This is a genomic window from Streptomyces spiralis (assembly GCF_014654675.1).
Classification (GTDB): domain Bacteria; phylum Actinomycetota; class Actinomycetes; order Streptomycetales; family Streptomycetaceae; genus Streptomyces; species Streptomyces spiralis.
In genome coordinates this window covers 10,113-25,455 of the sequence record NZ_BNBC01000059.1, presented here as the reverse complement: position 1 = coordinate 25,455, position 15,343 = coordinate 10,113, and the positions used below count along the sequence as shown (strand labels likewise).

Annotated in this window: 19 protein-coding genes and 1 pseudogene; 14 read left to right on the top strand and 6 right to left on the bottom strand. The window is 70.2% G+C overall.

The genetic code is table 11. The features are described from left to right. The first annotated feature begins 212 nt into the window (after nt 1–212). Together IE318_RS38465 and IE318_RS38460 are read left to right on the top strand one after the other, a co-directional pair. Entirely contained in the window at nt 213–1,403 is a 1,191-nt protein-coding gene (locus IE318_RS38465; RefSeq protein WP_189907575.1) for a YbfB/YjiJ family MFS transporter, read from the top strand. Between the two features lie 730 nt (nt 1,404–2,133). Continuing rightward, nucleotides 2,134–2,505, top strand: a complete 372-nt coding sequence (locus IE318_RS38460) for an ATP-binding protein (protein WP_189907550.1) — start codon at nt 2,134–2,136, stop codon at nt 2,503–2,505. A 198-nt stretch (nt 2,506–2,703) separates the two neighbouring features. Here the strand turns inward: IE318_RS38460 and IE318_RS38455 are convergent, their stop codons facing one another. Beyond that, the gene (locus tag IE318_RS38455) at nt 2,704–3,357 is read right to left on the bottom strand and encodes a mycothiol-dependent nitroreductase Rv2466c family protein (RefSeq protein WP_189907549.1); all 654 of its coding nucleotides are present in this window, start codon (nt 3,355–3,357) and stop codon (nt 2,704–2,706) included. Between the two features lie 50 nt (nt 3,358–3,407). Further along, nucleotides 3,408–4,247: an oxidoreductase gene (locus IE318_RS38450; protein ID WP_189907548.1), complete on the bottom strand. Its 840-nt coding sequence runs from the start codon at nt 4,245–4,247 to the stop codon at nt 3,408–3,410. A 324-nt stretch (nt 4,248–4,571) separates the two neighbouring features. On the opposite strand from IE318_RS38450, the gene IE318_RS38445 reads away from it, so the two are divergent. Then, nucleotides 4,572–5,267 (top strand): type 1 glutamine amidotransferase domain-containing protein, encoded by a 696-nt coding sequence (locus tag IE318_RS38445; protein ID WP_030179825.1) that lies wholly within the window; start codon nt 4,572–4,574, stop codon nt 5,265–5,267. Nucleotides 5,268–5,372: 105 nt separating this feature from the next. Here the strand turns inward: IE318_RS38445 and IE318_RS38440 are convergent, their stop codons facing one another. Both IE318_RS38440 and IE318_RS38435 read right to left on the bottom strand, forming a co-directional pair. Continuing rightward, nucleotides 5,373–5,783: a VOC family protein gene (locus IE318_RS38440; protein WP_189907547.1), complete on the bottom strand. Its 411-nt coding sequence runs from the start codon at nt 5,781–5,783 to the stop codon at nt 5,373–5,375. 336 nt (nt 5,784–6,119) lie between these two features. After that, complete coding sequence (locus IE318_RS38435) at nt 6,120–7,025, bottom strand: LysR family transcriptional regulator (RefSeq protein ID WP_189907546.1); 906 nt, start codon at nt 7,023–7,025, stop codon at nt 6,120–6,122. Between the two features lie 81 nt (nt 7,026–7,106). On the opposite strand from IE318_RS38435, the gene IE318_RS38430 reads away from it, so the two are divergent. From IE318_RS38430 to IE318_RS38395, 8 genes and pseudogenes are all read left to right on the top strand, one after another. Then, on the top strand, nt 7,107–8,039 hold the full coding sequence (locus IE318_RS38430) for a DMT family transporter (RefSeq protein ID WP_189907545.1): 933 nt from the start codon (nt 7,107–7,109) through the stop codon (nt 8,037–8,039). 68 nt (nt 8,040–8,107) lie between these two features. Beyond that, entirely contained in the window at nt 8,108–8,347 is a 240-nt protein-coding gene (locus tag IE318_RS38425; RefSeq protein ID WP_030179814.1) for a hypothetical protein, read from the top strand. Further along, nucleotides 8,347–8,724 (top strand): hypothetical protein, encoded by a 378-nt coding sequence (locus tag IE318_RS38420; protein WP_030179812.1) that lies wholly within the window; start codon nt 8,347–8,349, stop codon nt 8,722–8,724. Before IE318_RS38425 ends, IE318_RS38420 begins: the two co-directional genes overlap by 1 nt. Before the next feature lie 87 nt (nt 8,725–8,811). Then, nucleotides 8,812–9,453 (top strand): annotated as a pseudogene (locus IE318_RS38415) (aldo/keto reductase); the annotation flags it as partial. A gap of 295 nt (nt 9,454–9,748) precedes the next feature. Further along, a complete protein-coding gene (locus IE318_RS38410) occupies nt 9,749–10,303 on the top strand; it encodes a YbhB/YbcL family Raf kinase inhibitor-like protein (protein WP_189907544.1) in 555 nt (184 codons plus the stop codon). Between the two features lie 237 nt (nt 10,304–10,540). Continuing rightward, on the top strand, nt 10,541–10,735 hold the full coding sequence (locus IE318_RS38405; protein WP_189907543.1) for a hypothetical protein: 195 nt from the start codon (nt 10,541–10,543) through the stop codon (nt 10,733–10,735). A 14-nt stretch (nt 10,736–10,749) separates the two neighbouring features. Continuing rightward, complete coding sequence (locus IE318_RS38400) at nt 10,750–10,923, top strand: hypothetical protein (protein ID WP_189907542.1); 174 nt, start codon at nt 10,750–10,752, stop codon at nt 10,921–10,923. Nucleotides 10,924–10,970: 47 nt separating this feature from the next. After that, nucleotides 10,971–11,165 carry a hypothetical protein gene (locus IE318_RS38395; RefSeq protein ID WP_229904033.1) on the top strand — a complete coding sequence of 65 codons (195 nt, stop codon included), beginning with the start codon at nt 10,971–10,973 and terminating at the stop codon, nt 11,163–11,165. Between the two features lie 197 nt (nt 11,166–11,362). Here IE318_RS38395 and IE318_RS38390 read toward each other — a convergent pair whose 3' ends face one another. Next, nucleotides 11,363–12,379, bottom strand: coding sequence for an alcohol dehydrogenase catalytic domain-containing protein (locus IE318_RS38390; RefSeq protein WP_189907541.1), 1,017 nt, complete (start codon nt 12,377–12,379; stop codon nt 11,363–11,365). Between the two features lie 236 nt (nt 12,380–12,615). Here IE318_RS38390 and IE318_RS38385 point away from each other — a divergent pair, with 236 nt between their 5' ends. The 3 genes from IE318_RS38385 (at nt 12,616) to IE318_RS38375 (ending at nt 14,451) form a co-directional block, all read left to right on the top strand. Continuing rightward, on the top strand, nt 12,616–13,188 hold the full coding sequence (locus tag IE318_RS38385) for a TetR/AcrR family transcriptional regulator (RefSeq protein ID WP_189907540.1): 573 nt from the start codon (nt 12,616–12,618) through the stop codon (nt 13,186–13,188). Between the two features lie 490 nt (nt 13,189–13,678). Continuing rightward, nucleotides 13,679–13,984: a muconolactone Delta-isomerase family protein gene (locus IE318_RS38380; RefSeq protein WP_030179798.1), complete on the top strand. Its 306-nt coding sequence runs from the start codon at nt 13,679–13,681 to the stop codon at nt 13,982–13,984. A gap of 95 nt (nt 13,985–14,079) precedes the next feature. Next, nucleotides 14,080–14,451: a YybH family protein gene (locus IE318_RS38375; protein ID WP_189907539.1), complete on the top strand. Its 372-nt coding sequence runs from the start codon at nt 14,080–14,082 to the stop codon at nt 14,449–14,451. Between the two features lie 208 nt (nt 14,452–14,659). On the opposite strand, the gene IE318_RS45635 is transcribed toward IE318_RS38375, so the two are convergent. Next, nucleotides 14,660–15,343 (bottom strand): RNA-guided endonuclease TnpB family protein (locus IE318_RS45635; protein WP_229904032.1); only part of this gene is annotated, 684 nt, incomplete at its 5' end.

Here is a 15,343-nt window from a genome sequence, read left to right as displayed (position 1 = left end):
GCGCGACTCGGAGCGTCACATGACTGCCGCGACGCCGCGAAGCGGCGCCGGGCCACCGCGCGAACTCCTGCCCCGTCACTGACGTATCGAGGACCGCCGAGGAACATCACATGACCTCAACACCGTCGCAAGGCCATCTGCACGCCGCGGGAGGGCGGCCTCCTTCGCCGTGGGTCCACGTCGCCCAAGCCGCCGCCGCGCTGGCGACCGGCATGGGCGTCGGCCGCTTCGTCTACACCCCGATCCTCCCGCTGATGCACGCCCAGGCCGGACTGTCGGCCGGCGCCGGAGCGAACCTGGCCACCGCCAATTACGTGGGGTACCTGATCGGCGCTCTCGCCGGAACGCTGCTCCCGGCGCTGGTGCGCTCCGCGGCCGTACTCCGCGCTTGCCTGCTGGCGCTGGTCGCCTCTCTGGCGATGATGCCACTGACGCACACCACCGCCGTGTGGGTGCTCCTGCGGCTGGGCGCGGGTATCTTCAGCGCGCTGATCTTCGTGATCGCCGTGAGCTCGCTGCTCAGTCACCTGCGAGACCACCCGGCCCACCTGCCCGGCTGGGCGTTCGGTGGTGTCGGCGCCGGCATCGCCCTGTCCGGTGTGCTCGTCCTGGTACTGCGCACGGCCGGCGACTGGGAGACCGCGTGGTGGGCCTCCGCGGCCCTGGCCGCCGCGCTGACCTTCGTCGCCTGGGGTCTGCGGCCCGAGCCGGTCGCCCCGCAGCCCGCGTCCGCTCCGGAGTCCGCGGCACCGGAGCGGCCGGCCGGTCCGCGCCTCCATCGCTCGTTCAGTGCCCTGTTCGCGTCCTACACGCTGGAGGGTGTCGGCTACATCATCGCCGGGACATTCCTGGTCGCGGCCATCGAGCAGACCTCGCCCGGCTGGATCGGCAGCGGTGCGTGGGTGCTGGTGGGCCTGGCGGCCGTCCCCTCCTCCGCGCTGTGGGCGGCGCTGGGACGCCGCTGGTCCCGCCCGGACCTCCTGCTGGCCGCACTGGGCGTGCAAGCCGTGGGCATCGCCCTGCCCGCGCTGGTCGGCGGGGTCGCCGCCGCACTGATCTCCGCGGCGCTCTTCGGTGCCACGTTCATAGGCGTGAGCACGCTGGCCCTCGCAGCGGGCGCACACCTGCGGTTCCCCCGCGCGGTGGCGCTTCTGACGGCCGGATACTCGGTCGGCCAGATCCTGGGCCCACTGGCCGTCACCCCCCTGCTCCACCACGGCTACCACCAGGCCCTCGTCCTGGCCGCTGCCGTCGTCCTGGCCGCGGCGCTCGCCGCCTTCGTCCTTCGCTTCGGGTTCCCGCACCATCTGCCCACGCCGGGTCAGCCGGTCCGGCGCTCGCAACCCACCGCTGAACACCGGCTCGCCTCCATGGACACCGACGAAGCTCGGTCGGCCGAGTGACCGCTGCCCGGCCCGGGCCGCCGCCGCGTGGCCGCCATCCACGGTCGGCTCGGCGACGGCCTGGGCGAAGGCGATGGGACGTGTGGATCGCCCCTTGAGGGACGCGGGATTGACGCGCCATCAGAACGGCACGGCTGTGGACGCCTGTGAAGTGACCCCCCTCACAGCACTTTTGCCGGCCGTCCCGGAATGCGTCGGCGGCGGCGGAAGTTCTTGTGATCATTCACCCCGCCCCGCCCCGTCGCACCGTCGTTGCCTCGAGCGCTGCGGGCATCACATGTCGACGCGACGTTGGGAGAAGCGATGAAGCGCCCCCGGTTCAGAGACGAGCGGCCTCGACTGCGCCGCGTCCGCCTTCCCGGCACCGTCATGCCGTCGCCTCCGGCGGCTGCCCGGCCACCGCGCGAGGAGGAGACGGCCTCCTGCGCAACGGACACGGCCCAGCCCGTCGGGAAGTGAGCCCGGACAGGACGGGACCGCGTCCGGCGGCGCGGCCACCATCTTGCGCGCCTTGAGCGGTTGCCGGTGGGGGTGGTCGGTCGTCTGCGGCGAGGGAGGCGGGTACGGAGCCCGCGAGGATCTCCATCGCCGAAGTCGGCTCGCTAGGACGCCGCCCCTACCCCCTTGTAGTCGACCGGTCGGTTAGAGTCACCAACGGTTCGCCGTGGGGACGGCCAGTCGCAAAGGGGCGACCCATCGCCCAACCGACGAGTGCCTCGAGAAGCGAGCCATGAGCCAAGCCTTCATCATCATCTCGATCACCCCCGAGCCCTGGCGCGTACGGCACCTGCGAGCCGTGAGCCGAGCTCATCTGACCGAGTGGGGGTTGGCCGCACTCACCGACACGATGGAGGTCCTCGTCAGCGAGATCGCCGGCAACGCCGTCCGGCACACACGCAGCGACCGCATCACGCTGTCCTTGTCGGTCGCCGACGGCGTCGTCCGCCTGGAGGTGGACGACAACACCCACGGCCACCCGCAGCTGCGGCACCCGGGGCCGGAGGAGGAACGCGGCCGGGGCCTGCTCATCGTCGATGCCTTGGCCACGGATTGGGATACGAGCGAAGACGGCTCGGCCACCTGGTGCACGCTCGCTGCATGACGAAGGGGGCGTGAGACCTGTTGGGCCCCACTCAGCATGTACTGCGCCACGCGCCGGCTCCGCCGCGGCCCGTTTCACCCGCGACGGCAGGGGTTGCGGCGCCGACGGGACTGCGTATTGCTGCCGTCCAGCGCGGTCCAGCGGAGCCCGGTCGGGGCCGCCCGGAGTTCGTGGGCCGATCGACCGGGCCCTGGTGCGTCAGCCGAAGTCCGGCCCGCCGGTGCGCGTCCGCTTGATCTCGTAGAAGCTCGGCGTGGAAGCGACGGTGATCAGGCCGTCCCAGAGCCGGGCGGCGTCCTCGCCCTTGGGGGCGGGGTTGACGACGGGGCCGAAGAAGGCGATGGGGTCGCTGCTCGCGTCGGCGCCGGGGACGGCGATGATCGGACTGCCGACGTCCTGACCGACCAGGGTGATGCCCCGGGTGTGGGACGCTCGCAGTTCCTCGTCGTAGCGATCCGTGTCGCCGGCGGCAGCCAGGTCCACGGGCAGTCCTGCATCCCGCAGAGCCGCTTCCAGCGTGGCCCGGTTCTTGGGCTGCTGCTGGAGGTGGTAGCGGCTACCGAGGGCGGTGTAGAGGGGTTCCACCACCTCGGGCCCGTGGGTGAGGCGGGCGGCGGTCAGGACGCGTACCGGTGCCCAGGCCTCGCCCATCAGCACACGGATGCGCTCGGGCAGGTCGTCCAGCCGGTTCTCGTTCAGGATGGACAGGCTCATGACGTGCCAGGACACCTTGACGGGGCGCCTGTCGGCGACCTCGAGAATCCAGCGGGATGTCAGCCAGGTCCACGGGCACACGGGGTCGGCGAAGAAATCGACGGGGATCGGGGACGTGTGCGAGGCGGATGCCTCCATCGGAACTCCTCTTGCTGTTGCTACGGGTGCCGTGGTGGCACGGGGCGTGATCAGTCGTCGGTACGGAAGTCGGTGGAGGCCGACAGCTCGGACCAAGCGGCCAGATCGTCGGCGAGTTGCCGCTGTCCCTGCTCGACCAGGCGCACGGCGTCGCTGCCGAGCACGAGATGGACGGGCGGCTTGTCACTGTCGAGGACCTGAAGCACGGCCCTGGCGGCACGCGCGGGGTCGCCGGCCTGCCGTCCGTCCTTCGCCTGCCGGGCGGCCCGGATGGGGCCGAACACCTCGTCGTAGTCCGCCACGGTGCGCGGGGTGCGGACCATCGAGCGGCCGGCCCAGTCCGTGCGGAACGAGCCCAGGGCCAGCGAGGTCACGTGGATGCCGAAACCGGCGACTTCCTGGGCCAGCGAGGCGGCGATCCCCTCCATGGCGAACTTGCTCGCGCCGTAGAAGGCGACGCCGGGCAGCGCCGTCAGCCCGGCCATGGAGGACACGACGAAGATGTGGCCGCCCCGTCGCCGCCGCATGTGGGGCAGGACGGCCTTGATGACGGCGACGCTGCCGAACACGTTGACGTCGAACTGCCGACGCGCGTCCTCGATGCTGGTCTCCTCGACGGTGCCCTCCAGGCCGTACCCGGCGTTGCTGATCAGCACGTCGACGGGGCCGACGGTCCGCTCGACGTCGTCGAACACCGTCGCGACTGCCCGATCGTCGGTCACGTCCAGCAGCCTGCCGACGGCGCGCCCGGGGGCCAGCGCCTCGAAGAGTTCGACCTGCTCCGGACTGCGGACGGTGCCGACGACGAGGTTGCCGGCGGCCAGTGCTTCCCGGGCGAAGGCCTGGCCCAGGCCGCTGCTGACGCCGGTGATGAGAAACGTCCTGCTCATGAGTGTCTCCTGCGGAACGGGCAGTAGTGGTGACGACTGTCGGCCATCCGGTTTCCGGTCCGCTCGGCTCCACTGTGTGCCTGCCCTGTCGCAGGGCAGCCGACGCTGCCGCGGGCTGTATCCGATCCCATATCCGACCGGTCGTCTACTAACCTAATTGATCAGTTCACGAGTGTCAAAGGGCGGGCTGGACGCGGAACGTTGCCGACTTGCCGGACCGTGATGCCGGGCGTGGAATGGAGAAGCTCGGCAAATGCCTGGTCACGTATGAATCTGAGCCGAACTCCATAGGTTCACCGGTCAGGGGACCAGGAGGTGTGTGCCATGGCGAGAGTCCTCTTCATCGTGAGTGGGGCGAGGTACTGGGTGCTGAAGGACGGCACCAGATATGCGACGGGCTACTGGGCCGAAGAATTCGCGATGCCGTACAAGAAGGTCACGGAAGCCGGCCACGAGGTCGTGGTCGCGACACCGGACGGCGTGATTCCCAACGTCGACATGATGAGCCTGCGTCCCTCCATGGCCGGTGGTGAGGAGGGAGCGCTCGAACTGGAGGCCATCATCCGATCCGCCGAGGTGATGCGGCGGCCGCTGAAGCTGTCGGACGTCCGCCTGGAGGACTACGACGCGGTGTACCTGCCCGGTGGTCATGGTCCGATGGCGGACCTGGCGTTCGACGCCGACGCCGGCCGACTGCTGACGGCGCAGCTCGCCTCGGGCAGGCCACTTGCGATCGTGTGCCACGCCCCCGCCTCGATGCTGGCCACCAGGATCCACGGCGAGTCGCCGTTCAAGGGCTACCGGGTCACGTGCTTCACCGACGAGGAGGAAGAGGCCGTCGGCCTGGCCCCCAGGGCACCGTGGCTGCTGGAGACCGAGCTCAAGGAGAAGGTCGGCGTCGACTTCAGTCGCGGTCCGATCTGGGAGCCGTACATGGTCGAGGACCGCAACCTCATCACCGGACAGAACCCCCACTCGGCCGGGGTACTCGCAGACCGGCTGCTCGAGATCCTCAAGTGACCGTTGCGGAAGCCTGGAAGGCGTGCCGGTCCAGGGGAGACGAGCCCCGCCGACGGCAGGTCCCTCCGTCCGTGCCGAGGCGCACCCGGCACGGGTTCGGCACGCTCAGTGCTCCTTGATGGCCCACAACTCCCAGGCGATTCCGTCGGGGTCGGGTACGGAGATGAATTCCGCGTAGCCCGCATCCCGCACCGGCGAACGGGGCACCCCGAGATCGTCCAGGCGCCGGGCCCAACCGTCCAGAGCTGCACGGCCGGACACGGCGAGCGAGAAATGATCGAGTCCGGTACGGGACGGGTCGAACATGTCGTCGCTGCGACGCAGCGGCTCGTGCACGGCCAGGACGAGTCCGCTGCCGGAGTGATGCATGATCTGCCGGGGATGCCCCGCCTCGACGGGTCCGGGCCTCGCCTCGCCGACGGGCTCGAATCCGAGCGCGCGCCCGTACCAGTCCACGCTGGCAGCCATGTCGCGTACCACGACGGCTATGTGGGCGATCCCGGTGAACGTGCTCATGGTGCGATGTGGTCCTCTTCTTCGTCGGCCGCCGGTCATGAGGGCCAAAGCGGCGCTGCCGGATCGGCCACAGGGTGCGCATCGAGTTCCTCGACGCGGTGGACCAGTCGTCACGCAGACCCGGCTCTGCGCAGGGTCAAGGGCACCGACTCCGGGCTGCTCCCCGGAGCCGAGAGCCTGGGATGTGACGTACCGGCCGTGTCGCATGAGCCCAGACTGCCCTTGCCACCTGCGTAGACTCCAGGACCGCCTTCCTCCCTGCTGGGAGTGTCGGCCTCCCACTGGCCATTTCAGAATGCGCTGCGGAGCTTCACCCGCGGTCGGTGGCAGGAGCGCTCAGGCGTCTCGCCCCCGGATCTCTGCGGCGGCGCGGTGCAACTCGGCAAGGACTGTTCGGACGGCGTTCCGGGCAGTGCGCTCGGGTCGGTGGAGAACGTCGATGTGGCGACGGGCGTGCACTCCGCTCAGCGGCCTGAGGACCACGTCGGGGTGCGCACGGGCGGTCCAGCGCGGCATCAACGCCAGGCCGCCGCCGGCGGCTACGGCCTCGGCGACCACCGCGAATTCGTTGATGCGGTGGACGATGTCGAGCCGGCGGTTGGCGACGCTGGCGATGGCCTCGATGGTGGCCATCAGCGGGAAGCCGTCGTGAACGGTGATCCACGGCTGGTCTGCCACGTCCTGCGGTGTGAGCAACGGTTTGGAGGCCAGTGGGTGGCCGGCCGGCAGGGCGATGTCGAGGGGCTCGTGCAGGAGCGTGGTGGAGGCCACGGTGCGCGGCCAGGGCGGACCATGGTCGAGGCGGTGAGCGAGCACGAGATCGTAGTCACGCGTGAGTGCGGGGAAACGGTCCTGGGCGACGTCTTCGTCGCCAAGGGTCAGGCGGGGGCGACCCTGGCCGGCGAGCCTGCGCAGCAGGACCGGAAAGAACGCGGAGGCCGCACTGTGGAACGCAGCCACCGATACGTCGCCGTCGGGCTGCTTGGCGAAGTCGGTGACGGTGTGACGTGCCCGGGCCAGGGCGCTCTCCACCTCGATGGCCGCCGCGGCCAGGGCTTGCCCGGCGTCGGTCAACACCACCCGACGCCCCGCACGCTCGGTGAGCGGGACGGGTAGCGAGCGCTGCAGCAACCGCAGCTGCTGCGAAATCGCGGACGGCGTCACGTGCAGAGCCTCGGCGACCGCGCTGACACTGCCCAGATCTCCCAGCTCACGCAGGATCCGCAGCTGCCGTTCATCCATGCCGACAGTGTAGAGCTGCTACATCTTTGTTTTAGAAGTTGGTCATAGCCTTCAATGTTCCAGGGTGACAGCGTTGGCGCCATGCCTGTTGCCCGCCGTACCGATGCGGTACTTGTCCTGGTCGCCCTGGTCTGGGGATCCAGCTATCTCTCGGCCAAGACGGCCACCGTCGCGCTCCCGGTCATGACGGTGTTGTTCGTCCGGTACGCGATCTCCGCGCTCGCCTGCGGCGCCCTGGTCGCCTCCCGCCGAACGCGCCGCTGCACCCGCGAAGAGCTCCGCGCCGGGCTGCTGCTGGGAGTCACACAGGCGGCCGTGCTCGTGCTGGAGACCTACGGGGTGGCGCATACCAGCGCCGCGAACGCCGGACTGATCATCAGCCTGACCATTGTGCTGACACCGCTGCTGGACCGCACCGGCAGCCGCAGGCTGCCCTCGACGTTCTCCCTGGCCGCCGGTCTGTGTGTCCTGGCCGTCGGGCTGCTCACCTCCAGCACCGGACTGCACGCACCACGACTCGGAGATGCGCTGGTACTCGCCGCCGCAGTCGTCCGGGCCGGACACGTCGCGCTCGTCGGACGGCTCACCGTCGGCCGCCCCCTGGACCCGCTCAACCTGACGACCGTACAGACCGTCGTCGGCTCAGCCCTGTTCTTGACACCGGCCCTCACCCGCCTGCCCGACCTGGCCCACAGCAGTGCCACCACCTGGACTCAACTGGTCTATCTCGCCCTGTTCTGCAGCGTGTTCGCCTTCCTTGCCCAGACCTGGGCCGTGCAGCGCACCTCCGCCAGCCGGGCCAGCCTTCTGCTGGGCACCGAACCGATCTGGGCCGTCGCCTTCGGGATCAGCCTCGGCGGTGAACGGCTCACCCTCTGGGCCACCCTCGGCGCCATGCTCATGATCGCCGGAACCTACTGGGGCCAGGCCATCGAACGCACCCACCGCACCACCACAGCAAGAACGACGAAAAAGGACGGAGAGCGCCCGGCAATGACACCTAGCGGCGCCTGACCGCGCCCTGCTCGCCACCAGACGCCCCGGGCCTGGGCAGATCTGGTAACAGCTGTTACCATGTCGGCATGGCCAAGACGCAGCTGGGCGCGCGCGTGGATGAGGACGTTGCGGAACTCGCGAAGAAGCGCGCCGCCGACCTGGGATTGAGTGTCGGGGACTACCTCGCCCGGCTTGTACAGGATGACGCCAGCGGTCTGCGTGCCCGTGCGGTGGACGCGGCCGCCCACTTCCTGGCCGAACACCAGGCGGTCTTCGACGAGGCCGAGGAAGCCCAGCAGACACCTCGGGGACCACGCGCGGCCTGATGGATCTGCACATCGACGTCGCCTGGATCCTGCAGGTCGCAGAGGCTGCCGGGGCGAACGATCCGGCCCCTGACGACTACGGTGTTCCCGTGTCGGCGGTCGCCCGTCACCGGGCCGAGCTGTTCGAGCAGCCGATCTACGACGGCCCCTATGCCAAGGCCGCGGCCTTGGTGCACACGCTGGGCCGGTGCCGTTGGCTGGAGCGCTCCAACCTGGCCGTCGCCGCCGCCACCGGCGTCATGTACCTGGACGCCGTCGGGATTCCCGTCAAGCCCGCCCGCGAGGATGCCATCGCCCTCAAAAACCTGCTCCTCGACCCCGGCTGCACCGCCGGGAAGATCGCCACCCTGCTGCGGTCCTGGCCCACCGCCACCTGACACCCGCAGACCCCGTGCGGACGTCGGCACCCAGCCGGTCAGCGACGTCCCGCTCCAGGTCGCCGGTCGTGAGCCGGTGCATCGGCTCGCTCCGCCGTCGACGCGAGCCTTCGCCGTCTGGGCACCGATCACATCGACCTCTACCAGCTCCACCGCGTGGACCCGGAGGTTCCTCTCGAGGAGACCTGGGGCGCCCTGGCCGAGGCCGTCGCGGCCGGCAAGGCGCGTCACATCGGTCTGTCCGAGGTGAGCGTGGAGCAGATCCAGCGCGCGCAGGCCATCCACCCGGTGACCACCGTGCAGTCGGAGTTCTCCCTGTGGACCCGCGACGTCCAGGCCGAGGTCCTGCCCTACTGCAGGGAGCACGGCATCGGCCTGCTGCCGTACTCGCCACTGGGCCGTGGCTTCCTCCTGGGCCGCTTCAGCTCCTTCGACGAACTGCCGGAGAACGACCAGCGGCGGCGTCTGCCCCGCTTCCAGCAGGACAACCTCCGGGCCAACCTGGACATCGCGGCCAGGGTCCGCGGCGTCGCCGACCGGATCGGCGCCACTCCGGCGCAGGTGGCCCTGGCCTGGCTCGTCGCCCAGGGCGAGCACGTTGTGCCCATTCCGGGCACCAAGACCCCCAAGTACCTCGCCGACAACGCGGGTGGCGCGGACGTCCAGCTGTCCCCGGCCGACCTCGCCGACCTCGATGCCATCCCGGCCCCCATCGGCGCCCGCTACTGACCCACCCACCCGAGCAAACTCGTCCTCGACGCTCCAACTGCGGGAGCTCTGCCGCAGCAGTCGTACGGCAGCGGCCCGCCGGAAGTCCGGCGGGCCGTCACTGACATGCGTACGCGAGCAGGAGGTTTCCGTCCTTGGCGCACGGTGCCGGTGCGACCAGGTCACGCGGCTTGCAGCGGAAGCGTCGAGAGCTGCAAGGACCTATCCTTCTGAGTGCCGGAACATCGTGCGCCCGTATGTACGGCGCCGCCCGCCTCGGTCTCGCTCAGGCGGCTCCAGCTCAGGGAGAACGGGCATGCCTCTTTATGATCCTTATAAGAGGTTGCCTCCCGTGCAGAAGTTCACGCTGCGCAGCGCCGATATCGCGGACGGGGAAACTCTGAACGTGGCCCAGTGCAGCGGCCTGTTCGGCGGTCCCGGTCAGGACCGCTCCCCGCACTTGGCGTGGACCGGCTATCCGGCCCGGACGCTGAGCTTCGCGGTCACCTGCTACGACCCGGACGCGCTGACGGTCAGCGGCTTCTGGCACTGGGCGGTCTACGACATTCCGGCGTCGGTGGACGAACTGCCTACAGGTACGGGCGACGCCAGTGGGGAGAACCTGCCTGCCGGGGCGAAGATGCTGGTCAACGACGCAGGCCGGCGCGGCTTCCTCGGCGCCGCGCCACCGCCGGGAGATCCGCCTCACCGATACATGTTCGTCGTCCACGCGTTGGACGCCGCCACGCTCGATGTCACCACGGAGGCGACCCCAGCCTGGCTCGGCTTCCGGCTCGTGGAGCACGCCGTGGCGCGGGCCGGACTCACGCCCGTCTTCGGGATCCCCGGCGGATCGGACGCGATCCGATGAGCGGCTGCCCTACCTGGGGCGCCGCCCACGACCATTCAATGTCCCCCCTGGCCTTTTGGAGGAGCTTCACCCCGTAACGGTGTGACGACACCTCCCGTGCTGCCTCTGCCCCTCTGCCCACACTCGCCCGTCACCGCCTTGACAGGTGACGCAAGCGGATGCAGTCTGGGCTTCGTGCGCAAAGGGCGCGATCTGAGAACGGCAGAACCCGCAGAACCGGCAGAGCGGAGAATGACCATGAGTGACGACGGCGCGGTGGATCTCGCTGCTTCGGCGCGGATTGCGCGGTTCGGCAAGCTGCCCGAGCGTATCCGCTACGAGGACATGACCGAAGTGAGGGAGGTCTCGCCGAACGGGGGGATCGGCGCTTCCTACAACCCCGAGGGATCCTGGCAGTACTTCTCCTGCCTTGCCCTGGATCTCGGACTCTGACGGGGAGCCGCGAGATGAGGCGATTCCTCGCCGCTCTGTCCCACGGCGACAAGGACCAGGAGGCCATGACGTCTCTCCTTCGCCGGGTGAACTGCCAGGACCGGCGTGAACCGGACGGCGACGTGGAGAAGGCCGTCCTCGATGCGCGCCGGCTCGCCGCGGTGACGCTGCTCGGTTCGTTCCTCTGAGCCTGGGCGGCTGAGCCCCGTCGGCGAAAACGGCTCCGGCGTGTCGCGTGGCGAGGCCCATCGCTACAGGCTGGAGCCCCGTCGGCTGTCCGGCCCCGCACCACCTCACCGCCCCGCTGCGCAGGGCGGACACGGTTGCCGGCGACACCCGTCTCGTCCATCTGTGGGCCGGAACGGGGCGCCGTCAGGCGAAGGAAGAGCCCGCCGCACCCACGATCCAGCGGCTCGCCGGCCTGCTCTGACCCGGAGGAGCGGGGGAGCGGCAGGCAGATCGACGTGGGTTCGGTGCCCGGCGCTCCGACCGAGGTGGCGTTGCCCGACCGGCCGGCCCGGTACACCCTGCCGCCCGATCCCCGACCGGTCTGGGCCGGGCCGCGTCACTGCCCGGCCGGCGTCGCCCCGGCCTGCCGGGCAGTGACCTCGCCCCACCGTCGGTGTCTCAGGCGGCCACGTCGAGCACGACGCGGAAGCGGGCCTTGCCCGAGAGCATCCGCTCGTATCCCTCCATGGCTCGGTCGAAGGACATGACCTCCACGCTGGGACGAATGCCGTGGGCCAGAGTGAACGCGAGGTTGTCCTCGTTCTCGATGGCGGAACCGGTCAGACTGCCGACGACCGAGCGGGTACCGAAGATCAGGTCGGGGGTCGCGAGGGTCAGCGGATCGGGGGCGGCGCCGACCACGATCAGCCGACCGTTCGGGGCCAGTCCCTGGACCAGCGGGTTCATGGAGGAACCGCTGGAGGCGGTGGCGATGATGATCGAGGCGCCGCCCAGGTCGCGCAGTGCGGCTCCGGGGTCGGTGCTGGTGCTGTCGATGTACTCGTCGGCGCCCAGCCGGCGGGCGAGTGCCTCCTTCTCGCCGCCCCGGGCCACGGCCGCGACGCGGTGACCGAGGCTGCGTGCGTACTGCAGGGCCAGGTGACCGAGCCCGCCGATGCCCTGCACGGCGACCAGGGACCCTGCGCGGGCCTGGCCCCGCTGCAACGCGGCGAAGGTGGTCAGGCCGGCGCACAGGAGCGGCGCCGCGTCGAGCGCGGAGATGCCGTCAGGGATGCGCACCAGCCCGCTGGCCCGGGCGTAGGCCACCTCCGCGTAGCCGCCGTCGGTCGTCGTTCCGGTCTGCTCCTGCTTCAGGCAGTTGACGAAGTCACCGCGGCGGCAGGGCTCGCATTCCCAGCAGTGTCCGTTGAGGAAGCCGACACCGACGCGGTCGCCGGGCTGCCAGGCGGTGACGCCGGCTCCGACTGCGTCGATGACGCCGACGATCTCGTGTCCCGGGACGACCGGCTGCGAGGGGTCCTGGCGCAGGCCCTCCACGGCCAGCACGTCGGTGTGGCATATACCGCAGGCCTCGACCCGCAGCCGGACGTGCCCCGGTGCCGGATCGGCCAGTTCACGCTCGACCAGGCGGAGGTTGTGGACACCGGTCGCCTCGAAAGCTCGGTAGGTGGACATGTGCTGCTGCTCCTGAGTGTTGTTCCGGAGCCCTGCGCGCGAGAGGGGAGCCGGTCCCCTGGGGAGTGGCGCACCCGGTGTGCCTCTACGGCACGGGCTCGGGCCGGGACGGCGACGAGACGTCGTCGGACTCCAATATGACCGGTCGACTTACCTGATGTCCAGCCGACGCCGCCGCGTCCCGGCGTTTGACTCCTGGCAAGGCGACCGGCCATATTTGACCGGAGGTGATGGAGATGGGACGTGCGTCCAAGCGGGAGGAGATCGCGCAGGCTGCTCTCCAGCAGTTCCGCGCGCGCGGCTTCAACGCCACGGGCATCAGTGACATCACCAAGGCCGCCGGCGTCCCCAAGGGGTCGTTCTACAACCACTTCTCCAGCAAGGAGGAGAGCGCGCTGGAGGCGCTGAGCCGGTACGCCGACACCCTGCGCCTCGACATGCTCACCGCGCCCGGACGGCCTGCGCTGGAACGGCTCCGGGAGCACTTCGAGTACCTCGGCGGGGACACCCTCGACAACGGGTTCGTCCGCGGGTGCCTCGCCGGCAACCTCGGCGCTGAGGTGGCGGACCACAACGAGGAGATCCGCTCCGCCGTCCAGCGCGGGTTCGACCGTTGGGCCTCACACATCCGGCAGGTCCTCGTCGAGGCCCAAGAGGCCGGCGATCTCGACGGCGCCCTCGACACGACGGCCGCCGCGCTGTTCATCCTGAGCGCCTGGGAGGGTGCGCTGATCGCGGCCCGGGCCGACAAGTCCGCGGCGCCGGTCGAGGCGTTCTTCCACATCGTCTTCGGCGTCGTCCTGCGGTAACACCCCGCACACCCGCGCCGCCCGGACGACGCGGCTGCGCCCAGACGACGGCTTCGCCCGGACAGCGCCGACCGGACCCCTTCACGAGCACCGTCCCGTGGACCGGCGGCGCCTGCGCGCCTGCCGGATCCAGCGACCTTGACTTCAGTAGACCGGTCATCTAGCATAGGCGACCGGTCGTCTTATTCGTCGACCGTGCGTCCGACGAGTAACCCCGTGGGCGAGGCCGCCAGGACCGCGTCCCGCATCCAGGCCACCCCTCGCCGAATCGCACGCAGGACCCCGACAATCGTCCGCGGGCGGCGGGTCATGGCGGTTCCGCCGTGACCGGGCCGGACGGGCGGCCACGCCTCGCCGGCCGACGGTGATCGGCGGAGCATACTCCCATCCCCCCTGTGCACTACCGGCTCGCCCGGCCCGCGGGATGCCGCCCCACCCGAGGCGGTGCACCCCACGACACCGGCAGCCGACCGAGAGAGGACGAAAGACGATGAAGGAGTTCCTGGTCGTGCTCACCACGACCGTGCCCGAGGGTACCGATCCGGACGAGGTCACCCGGCGCCGTGCCGCCGAGGCCGTCCGGGCCAGGGAACTGGCCGCCACCGGTCACCTGGCCCGGTTGTGGCGCCCGGTCGGCGAGCTCCGCAGCATCGGCCTGTGGCGCGCGGACGACGAGGCCGACCTGCGCGAGAAGGTGCTCGGCACCCTCCCTCTGTGGCCCTGGATGACCGCCGAGGTCACCGCCCTGCAGCCGCACCCCAACGACCCGGGCCCGGCCGGCGGACCCGGAGCCTGATCCCCAGCGGTCAGGAGGTCACGGCCCGCAGCCCGCACCCCCCGCCACCGCGTCATGCCGCCCACCCGGGCCGCACAACAACTCACGGAGGAAAGATGAACCGTACAGCGGCGCAGGAAGCGATTCTGCGTGGCGTCATGGACCGGTGGAAGGCCGCGGTCGACGCGCACAAGCCGGAGGAGGCCGCCTCGGTCTTCACCGAGGACGCCTTCTTCCAGGGGCTTCGCCCCCACAGCGTCGGCCGTCAGGGAGTGGCCGAGTACTACGAGTCCCAGCCGATCGGGCTGGCGGCCGACTACGAGGTGCTGGCGGCACGGAGCCTCGCCGAGGATGTCCTGCTCGGCTACCTCGATGTCGACTTCTCGTTCACCGACCGACCGACTCTCCAGGTGACCCTCAGCGTTGTGCTCCGGCGCATCGCCGACGAGTGGTACATCTGCCACTACCAGGTGTCCAAGCTCGGCTGACGCGCACTTGAGTAGCGGGTCAGGGTGGTGGCGTGAGGGTCGTTCGGGGTGGTCATGCTGGTGTTCGGCGGATGTCTCGGGTGTAGATCATCTGTCGGGCCCGTGACGCGGCGTTCCAGCGCCTTCACGACGCCGTCGCTGCGCACTTCAGCCCGGAGGAGATGCTCGAGATCGTCGGCGTCGTCGTCAATTTGACCTCCTCCCCCGCCTAAAGGCGGGGGATTCCAGCGGTCGCCCGCTGGGGTTCCTGCTTCACCGACGACCGCCCCGTCCGGGAGGACTCCCGTTGAGGTCTTACACCGTCTCCACAGGCAGACGCCGCCAGCCCGGCGGCCAGGATGTTGCGTGCCGCGTTCACGTCGCGGTCGTGCACCGCGCCGCAGTCGCACGTCCACTGGCGGACGTTCAGCGACAGCTTCGCCGCGACCGTGCCGCATGCCCCGCACAGCTTCGAGCTGGGGAAGAAACGGTCGATCACGACGAGTTCACGCCCGTACCAGGCGCACTTGTACTCCAGCATCAAGCGCAGTTCCGTCCACGACGCATCCGAGATGGCGCGCGCGAGGCGGCCGTTCTTCAGCAGATTGCGGACGGTGAGGTCCTCGATCACGACCGCTTGGTTCTCACGGACAAGACGAGTCGACAGCTTGTGCAGGAAGTCCCGGCGACGGTCGGTGATCCGCGCGTGGACCTTGGCGACGCGACGCCGGGCCTTCTCCCGGTTGTTCGAGCCCTTCGCCTTCCGCGACAGCTCACGCTGCGCGCGGGCCAGCCGGGCGCGGTCACGCCGCTCGTGCTTGGGGTTGGCGATCTTCTCCCCGGTGGACAGGGTCACCAGGGAGGTGATCCCGGCGTCCAGGCCGACCGCGTTCGTGGTGGCAGCGGCCGGGGC